The organism is Mesorhizobium sp. NZP2298, assembly GCF_013170825.1.
Lineage (GTDB): Bacteria > Pseudomonadota > Alphaproteobacteria > Rhizobiales > Rhizobiaceae > Mesorhizobium.
This window is the reverse complement of sequence record NZ_CP033365.1, coordinates 6287222-6300822: the sequence shown is the minus strand read 5'-3', so window position 1 is coordinate 6300822 and position 13601 is coordinate 6287222. Positions and strand designations below refer to the sequence as shown.

Below are 13601 nucleotides of genomic sequence, written 5' to 3'. Positions count from 1 at the left end.
TCGATTCCCGGTTTTTCGGGCCAGCGTCACGATTTTGCTACATTTTGACCGAAGGCCACGTACGTTAGTGGGGCGTAATATTATAAGGCAAAAAGGGAAACGCTCCTGAAAACCAAAAAATTGTTGATGGCCGGCGGAGCCAGTGAACCTGCCCGACGACTTCTTACCGGAGGTCGCAAGCCATGAGCCTTGGTGGAAACTCGCCCGATCTGCGTGGCGCTATGCTTGGCGCCGCGCCCGCACTGGTAGGCGTTGGCGTGTTCTCGGCGGTCATAAACATTCTTGCGCTGACCGGCTCCGTCTACATGCTGCAAGTCTACGACCGCGTTCTGCCTTCGCAGAGCATTCCGACGCTGGTCGGATTTACGATCGGGATGCTGGGCCTTTACGCGGTCTACGGCCTGCTGGATTTCGTGCGGCTTCGCCTCCTGGTGCGAATCGGCAATCGCCTCCATAAGACTCTGCAGCAGAGGGTCTTCGGCCTCTCATTGTCCTTGCCGCTCATCGGCGGGCAGGACGCGAGCCGGGTACAGCCGCTTCGTGACCTGGATCAGTTGCGCGGTTTCCTTTCCGGATTGGGGCCGACTGTCGTCTTCGACGCACCATGGATACCGTTTTATCTGCTGGTCATCTTTCTTTTGCATCCTTCGCTCGGTCTGCTGGCGACGGGCGGCGCGATTGTTGTCGTGCTGCTCACGGTTGTCGCGGAAATCCTTGGCCGCGGCCCAGCCGCGCGCGCGTCCGAGACGCTTGTGTCACAACGCAACCTTGCCGACTCTGGCCGCCGCAATGCGGAAGTTGTCCGCGCGATGGGCCTTTCCGGGCGGCTTGCCCGCCGTTGGGGTGAGGTCAATCACGCATATCTCGCGCACCAGGAACGCCTTTCCGACATCGTCGGCGCCACCGGTTCAACGTCGAGGGCGCTGCGGATGGCCTTGCAGTCCTGCGTCCTGGGACTTGGTGCCTATCTCGTGATCGGAGGTGAAGCGTCGCCCGGCGTGATCATAGCATCATCCATATTGCTGGGCCGCTCGTTGGCCCCGGTTGACGCGGCGATGGCAAACTGGAGAGGGTTTGTGGCGTTCCGTCAGAGCTATTCCCAGCTGGCAAGGGCGCTGACCGCCTTCGGCAGCCATGACGAGCTCATGGAGCTGCCAGCCCCGCAGGCGATGCTTGCGGTCGAGGAACTGACAATAGCCCCGCCAGGCCAGCAAAGACCGACCGTGGCCAATGTCAGTTTCCGCCTGCAGGGGGGCGCGGGAATGGCGATCGTCGGCCCAAGCGGTTCTGGGAAAACGACACTTGTGCGCGCGCTGGTGGGCGTGTGGCAGCCGCTTCGCGGAACGGTAAGGCTGGACGAAGCCTCGCTCGACCAATGGGGTCACGAACAGCTTGGCGCCCATATCGGCTACCTGCCGCAAGATGTTGAACTGTTTGATGGAACGGTTGCCGACAATATTTCGAGATTTGGCGGCAAGGGCGACGCCAAGGGCGTGCTGGCAGCCGCCAGGGCGGCGGGCGTCGACAAGATGATCATGCGATTGCCGAATGGATTTCAAACACGCGTAGGCGAGGGAGGGGCAGCCCTTTCGGCCGGACAAAGACAGCTCGTTGGGCTTGCCAGGGCACTTTATGGCGAGCCGTTTCTTGTCGTCCTCGACGAACCGAATTCAAACCTGGACGTCGATGGCGATGCCGCCCTGGCCGGCGCGATCCTGGCGGTGCGCCAGCGCGGAGGCATAGTCATCGTCGTTGCGCACCGTCCTTCCGCCCTCACCAATATCGACAAGGTGCTCGTAATGTCGAATGGGACGCTTCACTCCTTCGGCTCGCGCGAGGAGGTCCTGGCCAACGTTATCCGGCCCTTCCCCTCGCCTGCTGAACGGCCAGCGTCGGTTGTCCCGATGCAGAAGGGAGTAAGCGGTCATGCGTGAGGTGCTGCTCCGTGTCTGACACGACGATGTTTTCATACGTGCCACTCGGCGATGCGAGCCGAAGGACCGAGGCGAATTCGGCCGAGGCGCGGGATGATATCCGGGCCAACCTGATCCTGGGCGCCGCGATCACGGCCCTGTTGATTGTCGGCGGCGGGCTCTGGCTCGGCTTGACCAAGATCGCCGGCGCGGTGATTGCGCCTGCCACCGTGGTGGTCGAGAGCAACATAAAGAAAGTCCAGCATCTGACCGGCGGCACGATCGGGGGCATCTTCGCGCAAGATGGCGATCATGTCCGGGCTGGCGATGTGGTGGCCAGGCTGGACGACACGCTGACGCGGGCCAACCTGCAGATAATCACTGAGGATCTCGATCGCGCCACCGTTCGACTTGCACGGTTGGAGGCCGAGCGACAAGGCCTGTCGGAGATGCAGCTTCCTTCCGGCCTTCAGATACGGATGGGCGACCCGGAACTGGCCGCACTCGTCAATGGCGAGCGCGCCCTGTTTGAAAGCCGCGCCGCGGCGTTGACGGGGCAGAAGGCACAGTTGCAAAGTCGCTCAAAGCAACTCGAGCGTCAGATCGATGGCCTCAAGGCACAGCAGGCCGCGGAAGACCAATCCGTGGTCTTGCTGGATGGAGATCTTGCCGACGTCCAGGCGCTTTTCTCAAAAAAGTTGGTGTCCAAGGAGCGACTGAGCAACATCAGATTGGATGCCACCCGGGCGCACGGAGAGTCAGGGCGCCTCGCGGCGGCGGTTGCCGAGGCGCAGGCCCGGATCAGCGAGACCGAACTGCAAATTCTTCAGCTCGATGAACAGAGGCGCAGTGAGGTGACCAGCGAACTTCGCGAAACCGAAGCCAAGCAGACCGAACTCGAAGAGCGCAAGGTTGTGGCGCAAGACGAATTGACCAAAACCACCATCCGCGCTCCGCAATCGGGAACGGTGCAGGAATCCTCTATCCACACAATCGGCGGCGTCATCGCTCCCGGCGAAGTGCTCATGATGATTGTCCCCGACACCGACAACCTCGTCGTCGACGCGCTGATTCCGCCGTCGCGCATAGATGATATTCGTCCCGGCCAGCGGGTCTCGATCCGGTTTCCCGCTTTCGACGCCGGCACCACGCCTGCTTGCCAGGGATCGGTCAAGCGCATCTCGGCGGACCTGATCAAGGATCAACAAAAACAGCTTTCGTATTTCTCGGCGCGTATCAATGTCGAGAACAAGACAACCTGCCTGACCGATGCCAAGGTGCTCAAACCAGGTATGCCGGCAGAGGTTCATATAAGCACGGACGAACGCAGCGTCTGGTCTTATCTGCTGAAGCCTCTTACGGATCAGATGTCGAGGGCTTTCCGTCAATGACGTGAGGATCTTTGGAGGCGGGCCGCGAATATGGGCAGCTCTCCTCCTATGATGCGGTGAGCGCCCTCCGACGAACGCGGCGCATGGAGCGCGCTGTTCGCTCCACCGTCACGGGAACCTTGGCGGCATCGCTCTTGTGCGGCAAGGCGTTCGTTGCCTTCGTCGTCGCATGGAGCCTCTCAAGAGGCAGGAGTTCCCTGATCCGGGCGTTGACCGACGCAATTTCGGTCCGCAGGTCTTCGCATTCCTGCCGGCGGACATCGAGTTGAATCTGATCGGACGCCTGCTGCAGGGAAAGCTGTGAAAAATTGGCGGTTATCTTCGAAAGGTTCAGCTTGTCGGTTTCGGCTTCCTTGGTGAGAGCAGCCAACCTTTCATCCGCGACCTGCTTCTCCGCCACGGCCTCGCTCCATTGAAGCCTGAGCTTGGCGAGTTCGTTCGAGGCTTCGCTGTTTGCGTTTGATGCGAGTTCCAGTCGCGAACGGAGGTTCTGAATCTCGGAACGCGATCCTCGAATCTCGGCACGGCAGCGTTCGATCTCGGCGTTCTTCTCCGCTTCCATGATACGGGCGGCTTCCGTCATCTCGGACAGTTTCGCCTGGGCGACCTCAAGCGACGTATGGAGTCGTGTCGCTTCCTTTTCGCTCTTGCCAAGTGCAGCCAGCAATTCGGAATTTCGTGCCGCTTCGTTGGCATGGATCGTGGAAAACCCGTCGAGCCTGTGCCGCGCCTCGTCTTCCCGCTTCAGCGCTTTCTCCAGGTCGATCGACAGGCTGACATTCTTTTCACGCAGCTGTTTGTTTTCGCGCGCGCGTCTGTCGGCCTCGACCGTTGCAGCCGCAAGTGCGTTCGTGAGGTCTCCGAATTCCGCTTCGTTCTTTGCGTTCGTGTTCGCGGCCTCCACGAGTTCCAGCCTTGCCCCGGCCAATGCGCCGCGAAGCGCCTCACAGTCTTGAACCAGGCTTGCCTCGCGCTGCTGCAAGGCCTCCACAATGCCTTCCCGCTCATGCTGCCTTCGGTTCAGGTCATTGAGCCTGTCCGACAGGCTCCTTTGCTCCGCGGTCAGGTTCAGATTAGCCAGTTCCAGTTCGTTGGCTCGCAGAATGTCGGCGTGAAGAATGTGGAACAATTCGCGGGTCAGGTGATGCGTGCTTGCGATCTCCGACAGTTTCGCGTTGATCTCCTCGAAATGGAGCTTCGCATCGCGAAACAGCCCATCAAACGAAGTCAAGGCAGCCATACGGCTCTGCGTATGAGAGGTCAGTCGTCGCGCGGGTTCCGCAGTGACGGCACCGTCTTCCGTTTGGGCGCTGTTGTCCTGTTCGCTGTTGTCCTCTTGCATGGGCGTCTCGCCAGCGACGGCATCCCTTGCCTGCTCTGACAGATCGGACAAACCAAGGCACTCGTCGACGGCGTTCGCCAAGTCAGCTTCGAGGTCCTCGAAGGACTTCTCGGCGTTGTCGGCACGCCTGATCAGGTCTCTGAACTTCATGCCCTACATCTCCCTGGATCGAGCAAGGCGAGGATTAAGCTTCTCTCTTGTACCGAGAGGTCAGTTCGGCGTCTTCGTGCAATCAAACGATGCCGAGCACCAGCGATTTCAGCGCCTTAACAGCGAGGAGTGGTCGAAAATTGTGAGCGACAGGCCAAGGTTTGTTCATCTCCTGCGGGACTCAGTGCCGCTCGCTTGCCGGCATCCGGGGCAGTCCGGGCCCCATGTAGATCAAGCGGCCCGACAGCCTCTTGGAGGGGGGCATCAGGCGGCCGGGCCTAACCGGCTGTTGGGTGTGTTTTGGTTTGCCGGCTGAGTCAACATGCGCCTCGACTGGCGGAAGCGCATCATTCGAACGAACTGTCCGTCTTCAGGTGTTTCGTGGCCGACCACGTAGGCTCCGCCACGGAACTACGCCCTCTTGGGCGACTTCGGACTTCAAGCGCGACAGTTCAGCTTTGATTAAGTCCATGGGCTCCTTCAAATGAACGATCAGCCCGTGGTCGGGGAGGGATAACATGGCTCTTGTGTGCAATGGGGCTGGAATTCTGCAGGCTATGGGGCAAAGCCATGTGCGGTATCGTTGGAATCGTCGGCCACTCGCAGGTTGCGCCGCTCATCGTCGACGCGCTGAAGCGGCTCGAATATCGCGGTTATGACTCGGCCGGCGTGGCCACCATCGAGAAGGGTGAGCTTGGCCGCCGGCGCGCCGAGGGCAAGCTGATCAACCTCGAACGCCGGCTCAAGGACGAGCCGCTCGAGGGCACGATCGGCATCGGCCACACGCGCTGGGCGACCCATGGCGTGCCCAACGAGACCAATGCGCATCCGCATTTTTCCGACGGTGTCGCCATCGTCCACAACGGCATCATCGAGAATTTCGCCGAGCTGCGCGATGAGTTGATCCGCGACGGCTATTCCTTCTCCTCGCAGACCGACACCGAGGTCGTCGCCCATCTGGTGGCGCGCGAACTGGCCAAGGGGCGCAAGCCCGTCGAGGCGGCGCACCAGGCGCTGAAGCGGCTCGAAGGCGCCTTTGCGCTGGCCATCATGTTCAAGGGCGACGAAGACCTGATCGTCGGCGCCCGCAACGGCCCGCCACTGGCCGTCGGCCATGGCGACGGCGAGATGTTCCTGGGCTCCGACGCCATTGCGCTGGCGCCCTTCACCAATTCCATCACCTATCTCGAGGACGGCGACTGGGCGGTGGTGCGCCGCGACAGCGTCGCCATCTTCGACATTGACGGCAGACAAGTCGAGCGCAAGCGCCAGCAGTCGCTGTCGACCTCCTTCATGGTCGACAAGGGCAACCGGCGCCATTTCATGGAGAAGGAGATCCATGAGCAGCCCGAGGTGATCTCGCACACGCTGGCGCATTATGTCGATTTCGTCTCCGGCGTCTCCAAACCGCTCGACCTGCCGTTCGACTTCGCCAAGATCGGCCGGCTGGCGATCTCGGCCTGCGGCACCGCCTATCTCGCCGGCCTGATCGGCAAATACTGGTTCGAGCGCTATGCGCGGCTGCCGGTCGACATCGATGTCGCCTCGGAGTTCCGCTACCGCGAGATGCCGCTGTCGGCCAACGATGCCGCCTTCTTCATCTCGCAGTCGGGCGAGACCGCCGACACGCTGGCCTCGCTGCGCTACTGCCGCAAGGCCGGCATGAAGATCGGCGCCGTCGTCAATGTTCGGGAATCGACCATGGCGCGCGAATCCGATGTCGTGCTGCCGACACTTGCCGGACCGGAGATCGGCGTCGCCTCGACCAAGGCCTTCACCTGCCAGCTCTCGGTGCTGGCATCGCTTGCGGTGCGGGCCGGCGTGGCACGCGGCACGATTTCGAAGGATGAGGAGAAAACCCTGGTGCGGGCGCTTTCGGAAGCGCCGCGCTATGCCAACCAGGTGCTCAAGCTCGAAGAGCAGATCGATCGCATCGCGCGGGACCTGTCACGCTACTCCGATGTGCTCTATCTCGGCCGCGACACCAATTTCCCGCTGGCCATGGAAGGCGCGCTGAAGCTCAAGGAAATCTCCTACATCCATGCCGAAGGCTATGCGGCGGGCGAGCTGAAGCACGGGCCGATCGCGCTGATCGACGAGAACATGCCGGTCATCGTGATCGCGCCGCATGACCGCATCTTCGAGAAGACCGTGTCCAACATGCAGGAAGTGGCGGCGCGCGGCGGCAAGATCATCCTGATCACGGACAGCAAGGGGGCGGCACAGGCGAGCGTGAAGACGATGGAGACGATCATCCTGCCGGATGTGCCCGAAATCATCTCGCCGATCATCTATGCGCTGCCGATCCAGATGCTGGCCTATTTCACCGCCGTCTTCATGGGCACCGACGTCGACCAGCCCCGCAACCTGGCGAAATCGGTCACGGTGGAGTGACGGCGATGTCGCGCTTTCCAAGGCAGGCCGCACCATCCGGCAGTTGCTGACCGATCCAGCACAACGCCCTGATTTCCCATCCTGGTGGCGGAGGTGGATTTCGCGGAGGTTTCCACGGCAGCGGGAGGCTGCCTCGGCGGTGACGGCAATAGTGGGGTTGCTTCCGATCGACGACGTGCGTCGTGATGGCGGTTGCAACTCCCGCTGCTTTCTGTGTGGGCCCGACGGCTGTTACTGTTACGTACTCCTTCGATGCAGCCTCAGATGCAAGCTTGGCGGCGACGCCAATCAGATCCGGGGCTCCGATGACCGTCGCGAAGCAATCCCTGCTCATCTTGGCTCCTCTGATGATTTCGACCGTCCACGTCACCGCGCAGGAGGAGCGCTGGCGCCGCTTGGCGGTAAGCGTTACTCTGTCCGTCGTGGATCCGAACACGCGACGCGACCTTCCGGGCCAGACAACAATCTGGCTGAAAGGTTGGAGGCACCTCCGGTGGCGATTGACGAACGAAACCAGCTGTCGATGAACTGCTCGCTCAGTGATTGGGTTGTCTTCGAAAGGATTCCAACCAAAATGAGCACGTGAAGAGGATCACTTGATGGCCGATTTGGTGAAACTGGCATGGAAAGTGGCGGTGGTTGCCTCGGCGCTTGTGCTCGGCGGCATTCCCTCGCACGCTGCCGACCTGGTTATTGCAATGCCGAACTGGTCGTCGGGCCAGGCGACGGCCAACATCCTGAAGGTGAGTCTCAAGAAGGAGTTCGGGCTCGATGCGGATGTGGTGGAGATGGGCACCATGATCGCTTTCGCTGGTCTTGACTCCGGCCAGGTCGACATCCATCCGGAGGTCTGGCTGCCGAACCTCGATACCTTGGTCAAGAAGTATGTCACCCAGGCTGGAACGGTCGCGATCAGCCCGATCGGCGTTCCGGCCTGGCAGGGGATTTGCGCCAACAAGACAGCGGCCGACAAATACGGCTTCAAGGACATTTCCGACCTCGGTGATCCGAAGAAGACCGAGGCGCTCGACACGGACGGAGACGGCAAGGGCGAGATGTGGATTGGCGCCCAGACATGGTCGTCGACCACCATCGAGCGCATCCGCGCCAACAGCTACGGCTATGCCAAGAACCTGACGCTGCTCGAAATGCCGGAAGATGTCGGCATGGCGGCTGTCGATGCGGCGGAGGCCTCGGACCGGCCGATGGTCTTCGCTTGCTATGCGCCGCATGTGGTCTTCAAATTGCACGACATCGTGCGCCTGACGGAGCCACCATACGATGCCGCCAAATGGAAGATCGTCCTGCCGACGGAAGACCCGCAATGGCTTTCGAAATCGCACGCCGCCGTTGGCTGGGACACGGCCCACTACCACATCGCCTACGCGACCTCGTTGCGCAAGAAACATCCGGAGGTGGTTCGCTTCCTGGAGCGCGTCGACTTCAAGCCGGAGGAGGCGATCGAGATGAGCTACGCGCTTCAGGTCGAGCGGCAGGCGCCCTCTGCCTACGCCGAGCAATGGGTGGCCAGGAACGAGGCGCGCGTCGAAGGATGGGCCAAGCAATGACCAGACGCACAAAGACGAGGTTCGGCACCGACGAGCGGGCGACGGGAACTGGCGGCAAGCATGCGGCGGGCCTGGCGGTTGTGCTGGCGCTGGGGCTGGCGTTTTCCACCTTGGCAGCGCTTGCCGCGGGAACGCAGGTCTACGATCCCAAGACGCGGCAGTGGACGGATTACAATCGCACCAAGGCCTACCAGTACTACAAGCTTCACAAGCAGGTGCCGGAATCCTTTCGCCCGCAGGTGGTCAAGTTCCGCACCGCCGAGCAGCCCGGCACCATCATCATCGACGGCAACCAGCACTTCCTCTATCTCGTCCAGCCCGGCCAGCAGGCGATCCGCTACGGCATCGGCGTGGGCAGGGAGGGCTTCGGATGGGCCGGCATCGTCAAGGTCGGGCGCATGGCGGAGTGGCCGACCTGGACACCGCCGGCCGAAATGGTTGCCCGGGATCCCAAAGCCCGGCCCTGGGCCAATGGCATGCCCGGTGGGCCCGACAATCCGCTCGGCGCGCGAGCGCTCTACCTCTATGAAGACGGCCACGACACCATCTACCGCATCCACGGCACGCCCGAACCGTGGACCATTGGCCTGGACGTGTCTTCCGGATGCATCCGCATGAACAATGGCGACATCATCGATCTGCATTCCCGCATCAAGGTCGGGGCGAAAGTGATCGTGCTGATGCAGGGCGCGGCGCTCTACAAGGGTGTGTGATCAACGACGGACGTATAGTTCGATAAACACAGGGGACAAGACCATGGTGACCGGCAGGCAGATCAGGATGAGGCACTGGGCCGTTCGCGGATCGGCCTCGATCGTCATCGCAACGGTTCTGGCGGCATGCCAAAGCGCGCCGACGCCCGACCAGATGTCGAGGACGACGGTCGAAACAGCACCGGCCGATCTCCAGCTTCTTTGTGCCGGCGCGGCGGCGAAAGCGGGCGGCGTCGATAGCGGCAAGGCGTTGCCGACCAGCTCGCGCAGGCTCGATTCCAAGAGCTTCCAGGTCGAACTGAACGTCGCGGGAAAGCCAACCAGTTGCATCGTCGATACCGACGGCAAAGTGGCGTCCGTCCAACCGGCCTGACTGTCAAGGGACGAAATGCGTCGAGGGGGGCGTCGATGATCGGGACGGATTGGACGGGCATGGTCGGCCGGGCTTGGGCCTTGACCGCCACCGTGTTTGATGCAACTTGAGCTTCGAAGGGGAAAAAATATAACAAAAACAAAAGCTTGATGTGTTTATGGACTCTGTTCAAAGACAACATCGGCTAATATCCCCTACGCTGCCGGTCAGCGCAGGCCTCTCACCTTGTTCAGAATATCATCCGAAAGCGCTGAGACGAGCGCCCTGTCGGCGCCCTTGCTCGGGATGAGGACGAATTCCACATCCTCCAACTGTGGCAGGCGGCCGATCTCCTTGAGGCCTGAAGGCGACATGCTTTGCGGTTGCACCAGAACCCCCATCCCGGCGCGTGCGGCGGCCGTCAGTCCGCTCAGGCTTCCGCATGTGCAGACAATGCGCCACGGCATGCGATGCCGCTCGAGCGCTTCCAGCGCGATGCTGCGCGTGACGCTCGGCGGGGGGAAGGCGATCAACGGCAAGGCCGCGAGCGACAGGACGTGTTCCGGATCGCGGGCGAGCCAGACAAGCGGCTCACGATAGACGAGCCGGCCACGGCTGTCGCCCAGCCGGCGCTTCGCCAGGACGAGATCGAGTTCGCCATTGTCCTGCATCTCGTAGAGCACGCCACTGAGAGCAACGGTCAGTTCGAGATCGACGGATGGGTGAGACCGGACGAAATCCTCCAGCACCAGTGGCAGACGGCTGGCAACCAGGTCCTCGGATACGCCGAGCCTCAATGTGCCGCGCAGCCTCTGCGCGGTGAACAGCGCCTGCACCTGCCCCTCTATGGACAACAGGGTCCGCGCATGGCCGAGCAGGGCTTCGCCGTCAGGCGTCAGCACCACCTTGTGCGTATCCCGGGCCAGCAACCGCCTGCCAATCGCGGCTTCCAGCTTGCTGATGTGCTGGCTGACGGTGGATTGCCCCAGTCCCAGCCTCTCGGCCGCGAAGGTAAAGCTTCCCATCTGCTGGACGGTGACGAAGCTGCGAAGTTGGACCAGATCGAGCATTGAAATCTCAAATCACGATAACTGTTATTTCTTGTATCCTATTTCACAATGCGCAAAAAGACGGCGCTGAGCCTATTCTGGAGCGAACATGTCATGCGCCGCTTTCTGCCGGACTCCTTTCTGATCCTGCTGTTGTGCACCGTCGCGCTTGCGTCTGTCGCGCCAGCAACCGGGACGTTCGCGGGATGGTTCGCGGTTGCGACCAATTTTGCCGTGGCGCTTCTGTTTTTCCTGCATGGTGCGCGGCTATCGCGCGATGTCGTGGTTGCCGGCCTGATGCATTGGCGCCTGCACCTCGTCATCCTTCTGACGACCTTTGGCCTGTTCCCGCTGCTGGGTCTGGCGCTCGGCTATCTCCCTGCCTCGATCCTGCCCAAGCCGCTCTACCTCGGCATTCTTTTTCTGTGTGTCCTGCCCTCGACGGTCCAGTCCTCGATCGCGTTCACCTCGATGGCTGGTGGAAATGTCCCCGCGGCCATCTGCTCGGCTTCCGCCTCCAACATCTTCGGCATGTTCCTCACGCCCCTGCTCGTCGGATTGCTCTTCTCCATCGGCGGTCACGGCGGATTTTCATGGAATGCAGTGAGCCAGATCCTGGTGCAACTGCTCCTGCCCTTTGCGCTCGGACAACTGCTGGAACCGCGGATCGGCAACTGGATACGTTCTCGCAAGACGCTGCTGATGCCTGTCGATCGCGGTTCGATCCTAATGGTCGTCTATCTGGCCTTCAGCACGGCCGTCGCCGAGGGGCTATGGCATATGTTCTCGCTGCGCGATATCGCCGTGGTCGTTGTCGCCGACATGGTGCTGCTCGGCCTCGTGCTTCTGTTCACGGCCTATGGCAGCCGACTTCTCGGCTTCGACAAGGCCGACCAGATCACGATCACCTTCTGCGGCTCGAAGAAGAGCCTGGCGAGCGGCGTCCCGATGGCCAACGTCATCTTTGCCGGCCAGGGCGTCGGCGCGATCGTTCTGCCGCTGATGCTCTTCCACCAGATACAGCTCATGGTCTGCGCCATGATCGCCCAGAAATATGCCAGTGCGGCGCACCGGTCCGCCGTGCGGCAAGCCAAGCCGGCTGCTTCGGTGGCTTAGTTGGGTTTGCGTGTATAGCAGGAGGATCTCGCGCTGCGGAGGGCTTCATCCCGCGCGAATTTGTCGGCCGGCGCCCAGCCTTCTATCGCGACACGGCCCGGTGGATCGCGTCCGGCCAGGTTCGTTACAGGGAAGATATCGTGGATGGCCTGGAGAATGCGCCGCATTGGGCGGGCAGGCGAGCATGGCAATGCGGCCTCATATCCGCAATCGAAGGCCCCTGGATTAATCGGCTTGACGATCCGCGGCAGGACGACGTCCGTCGATCCACAAGGCGAGCAATGTGCAAGCCGCGCCCGACAGCAGATAGGCGCCCGCGGCGATGAGGCCGAAATTGCCGGCGAGCAGCAGGGCCGCGAGCGGCGCGAAGCCGGCGCCGAACATCCACGCCAGATCCGAGGTTATTGCCGAGCCGGTGTAGCGATGTTGCCGGGAAAAACTCGAGGCGACGACGCCGGACGATTGCCCGAAACTCAGCCCCAGGAGGATGAAGCCCAGCACCATGAACAGAGCTTCGCCGACTGCGCCGCCATCCAGAAGCTGCGGGGCAAAGCCGCTGAACGTCGCGATGGCGATCGCCGAACCGCCAAGCAGCGCACGGCGTCCAACGCGATCGGCCAGTGGCCCAGACGCGACGATGGCCGCAATGCCGAACAGTGCGCTCACCGCTTCGATCGCCAGGAAACGCGCCGGCCCTTCGTTGGTGAATAGGAACACCCAGGAGAGCGGAAACACCGTCACCATGTGGAACAGGGCGAAGCTTGCCAGTGGCACGAAGGCGCCGACGACGACGTTGCGGCCTTCGGCCCGGATCGTGTCCCTGATGCGCGTCGGCTGCAGGTCCCCGCTCTCGTACAGTTTCGAGAATTCAGGGGTGACGACAATGCGCAGCCGGGCGAACAAGGCGACCACATTGATGGCAAAGGCGACGAAGAAGGGATAGCGCCAGCCCCAGGTGAAGAAGTCGTCGGCCGACAGGTTGGCGACGAAGAAGGCGAAGAGGGAGCTTGCCACGATGAGGCCGATCGGGGCGCCCAACTGCGGGATCATGGCATAGAAGCCGCGCCGGTTCCGCGGCGCGTTCAGCGCCAGCAGGGAGGGCAGTCCGTCCCATGTTCCGCCTAGCGCCAGCCCCTGTCCGATGCGGGCAAGCGCCAAAAGCCACACCGCGACCGCACCGATGTCACCATAGGCAGGCAGAAACGCGATGGCCACGGTCGACGTGCCGAGCAGGAACAGCGCGATCGTCAGTTTCGCGCCGCGGCCATAGGCACGATCGATGGCCATGAACAGCATGGAGCCGAACGGGCGCGCGACGAAGGCCAGTGCGAAGATGCAAAAGGAATAGAGCGTTCCGACAAGCGGATCGTGCGTGGGAAACACCAGCTTGGGAAACACGATGACGGACGCAATCGCATAGACGAAGAAGTCGAAGAATTCCGACGTCCTGCCGACAATCACGCCAACCGCGATATCGCCCGCGCTGACCTGGCCATGATGCGAGCCGATCAGCTCGCTGTTCGTTTCGGCAGTCGAAGTCTGAGCCATCTTATCCGTCGCCACCGCGTGGAATGAAGTGTCCGGGACCCAATTCTGGGGATTCCCCAAAGGTT

The 13601-nt window shown here is 61.9% G+C and carries 10 protein-coding genes and 1 pseudogene; 8 read left to right on the top strand and 3 right to left on the bottom strand.

What is annotated here, in order from left to right; genetic code table 11:
* Positions 1-182: 182 nt before the first annotated feature.
* Positions 183-1934: a type I secretion system permease/ATPase gene (locus tag EB231_RS30210; protein WP_172352066.1), complete on the top strand. Its 1752-nt coding sequence runs from the start codon at positions 183-185 to the stop codon at positions 1932-1934.
* Positions 1935-1960: 26 nt separating this feature from the next.
* Positions 1961-3304, top strand: coding sequence for an HlyD family type I secretion periplasmic adaptor subunit (locus EB231_RS30205; protein WP_172353090.1), 1344 nt, complete (start codon positions 1961-1963; stop codon positions 3302-3304).
* 46 nt (positions 3305-3350) lie between these two features.
* Here the strand turns inward: EB231_RS30205 and EB231_RS30200 are convergent, their stop codons facing one another.
* Positions 3351-4727, bottom strand: coding sequence for a hypothetical protein (locus tag EB231_RS30200; RefSeq protein ID WP_246740771.1), 1377 nt, complete (start codon positions 4725-4727; stop codon positions 3351-3353).
* A gap of 639 nt (positions 4728-5366) precedes the next feature.
* Between EB231_RS30200 and glmS the strand changes: the two genes are divergently transcribed.
* From glmS to EB231_RS30180, 4 genes are all read left to right on the top strand, one after another.
* Positions 5367-7190, top strand: coding sequence for a glutamine--fructose-6-phosphate transaminase (isomerizing) (gene glmS, locus EB231_RS30195; RefSeq protein WP_172352064.1), 1824 nt, complete (start codon positions 5367-5369; stop codon positions 7188-7190).
* Between the two features lie 599 nt (positions 7191-7789).
* Positions 7790-8758 (top strand): ABC transporter substrate-binding protein, encoded by a 969-nt coding sequence (locus EB231_RS30190; protein WP_172349148.1) that lies wholly within the window; start codon positions 7790-7792, stop codon positions 8756-8758.
* Complete coding sequence (locus tag EB231_RS30185; protein ID WP_246740770.1) at positions 8755-9471, top strand: L,D-transpeptidase; 717 nt, start codon at positions 8755-8757, stop codon at positions 9469-9471. The genes EB231_RS30190 and EB231_RS30185 overlap by 4 nt, the downstream gene beginning before the upstream one ends.
* 43 nt (positions 9472-9514) lie before the next feature.
* On the top strand, positions 9515-9844 hold the full coding sequence (locus tag EB231_RS30180; protein ID WP_246740769.1) for a hypothetical protein: 330 nt from the start codon (positions 9515-9517) through the stop codon (positions 9842-9844).
* 206 nt (positions 9845-10050) lie between these two features.
* Here EB231_RS30180 and EB231_RS30175 read toward each other — a convergent pair whose 3' ends face one another.
* Positions 10051-10893 carry a LysR substrate-binding domain-containing protein gene (locus tag EB231_RS30175; RefSeq protein WP_172352063.1) on the bottom strand — a complete coding sequence of 281 codons (843 nt, stop codon included), beginning with the start codon at positions 10891-10893 and terminating at the stop codon, positions 10051-10053.
* A gap of 93 nt (positions 10894-10986) precedes the next feature.
* Here EB231_RS30175 and EB231_RS30170 point away from each other — a divergent pair, with 93 nt between their 5' ends.
* Both EB231_RS30170 and EB231_RS35295 read left to right on the top strand, forming a co-directional pair.
* Entirely contained in the window at positions 10987-11988 is a 1002-nt protein-coding gene (locus EB231_RS30170) for a bile acid:sodium symporter family protein (RefSeq protein ID WP_172352062.1), read from the top strand.
* A 26-nt stretch (positions 11989-12014) separates the two neighbouring features.
* Positions 12015-12152: pseudogene (locus EB231_RS35295) on the top strand (NADP-dependent oxidoreductase); the annotation flags it as partial.
* Between the two features lie 61 nt (positions 12153-12213).
* Here the strand turns inward: EB231_RS35295 and EB231_RS30165 are convergent.
* Positions 12214-13536 carry an MFS transporter gene (locus tag EB231_RS30165; protein ID WP_172352061.1) on the bottom strand — a complete coding sequence of 441 codons (1323 nt, stop codon included), beginning with the start codon at positions 13534-13536 and terminating at the stop codon, positions 12214-12216.
* Between the last annotated feature and the right edge of the window lie 65 nt (positions 13537-13601).

Excerpts from the sequence above, each read along its gene's own strand:
- EB231_RS30210 (WP_172352066.1), top strand. The coding sequence starts at position 183 with ATGAGCCTTGGTGGAAACTCGCCCGATCTGCGTGGCGCTATGCTTGGC.
- EB231_RS30205 (WP_172353090.1), top strand. The coding sequence starts at position 1,961 with ATGTTTTCATACGTGCCACTCGGCGATGCGAGCCGAAGGACCGAGGCG.
- glmS (WP_172352064.1), top strand. The coding sequence starts at position 5,367 with ATGTGCGGTATCGTTGGAATCGTCGGCCACTCGCAGGTTGCGCCGCTC.
- EB231_RS30190 (WP_172349148.1), top strand. The coding sequence starts at position 7,790 with ATGGCCGATTTGGTGAAACTGGCATGGAAAGTGGCGGTGGTTGCCTCG.
- EB231_RS30185 (WP_246740770.1), top strand. The coding sequence starts at position 8,755 with ATGACCAGACGCACAAAGACGAGGTTCGGCACCGACGAGCGGGCGACG.
- EB231_RS30180 (WP_246740769.1), top strand. The coding sequence starts at position 9,515 with ATGGTGACCGGCAGGCAGATCAGGATGAGGCACTGGGCCGTTCGCGGA.
- EB231_RS30175 (WP_172352063.1), bottom strand. The coding sequence starts at position 10,893 with ATGCTCGATCTGGTCCAACTTCGCAGCTTCGTCACCGTCCAGCAGATG.
- EB231_RS30170 (WP_172352062.1), top strand. The coding sequence starts at position 10,987 with ATGCGCCGCTTTCTGCCGGACTCCTTTCTGATCCTGCTGTTGTGCACC.
- EB231_RS30165 (WP_172352061.1), bottom strand. The coding sequence starts at position 13,536 with ATGGCTCAGACTTCGACTGCCGAAACGAACAGCGAGCTGATCGGCTCG.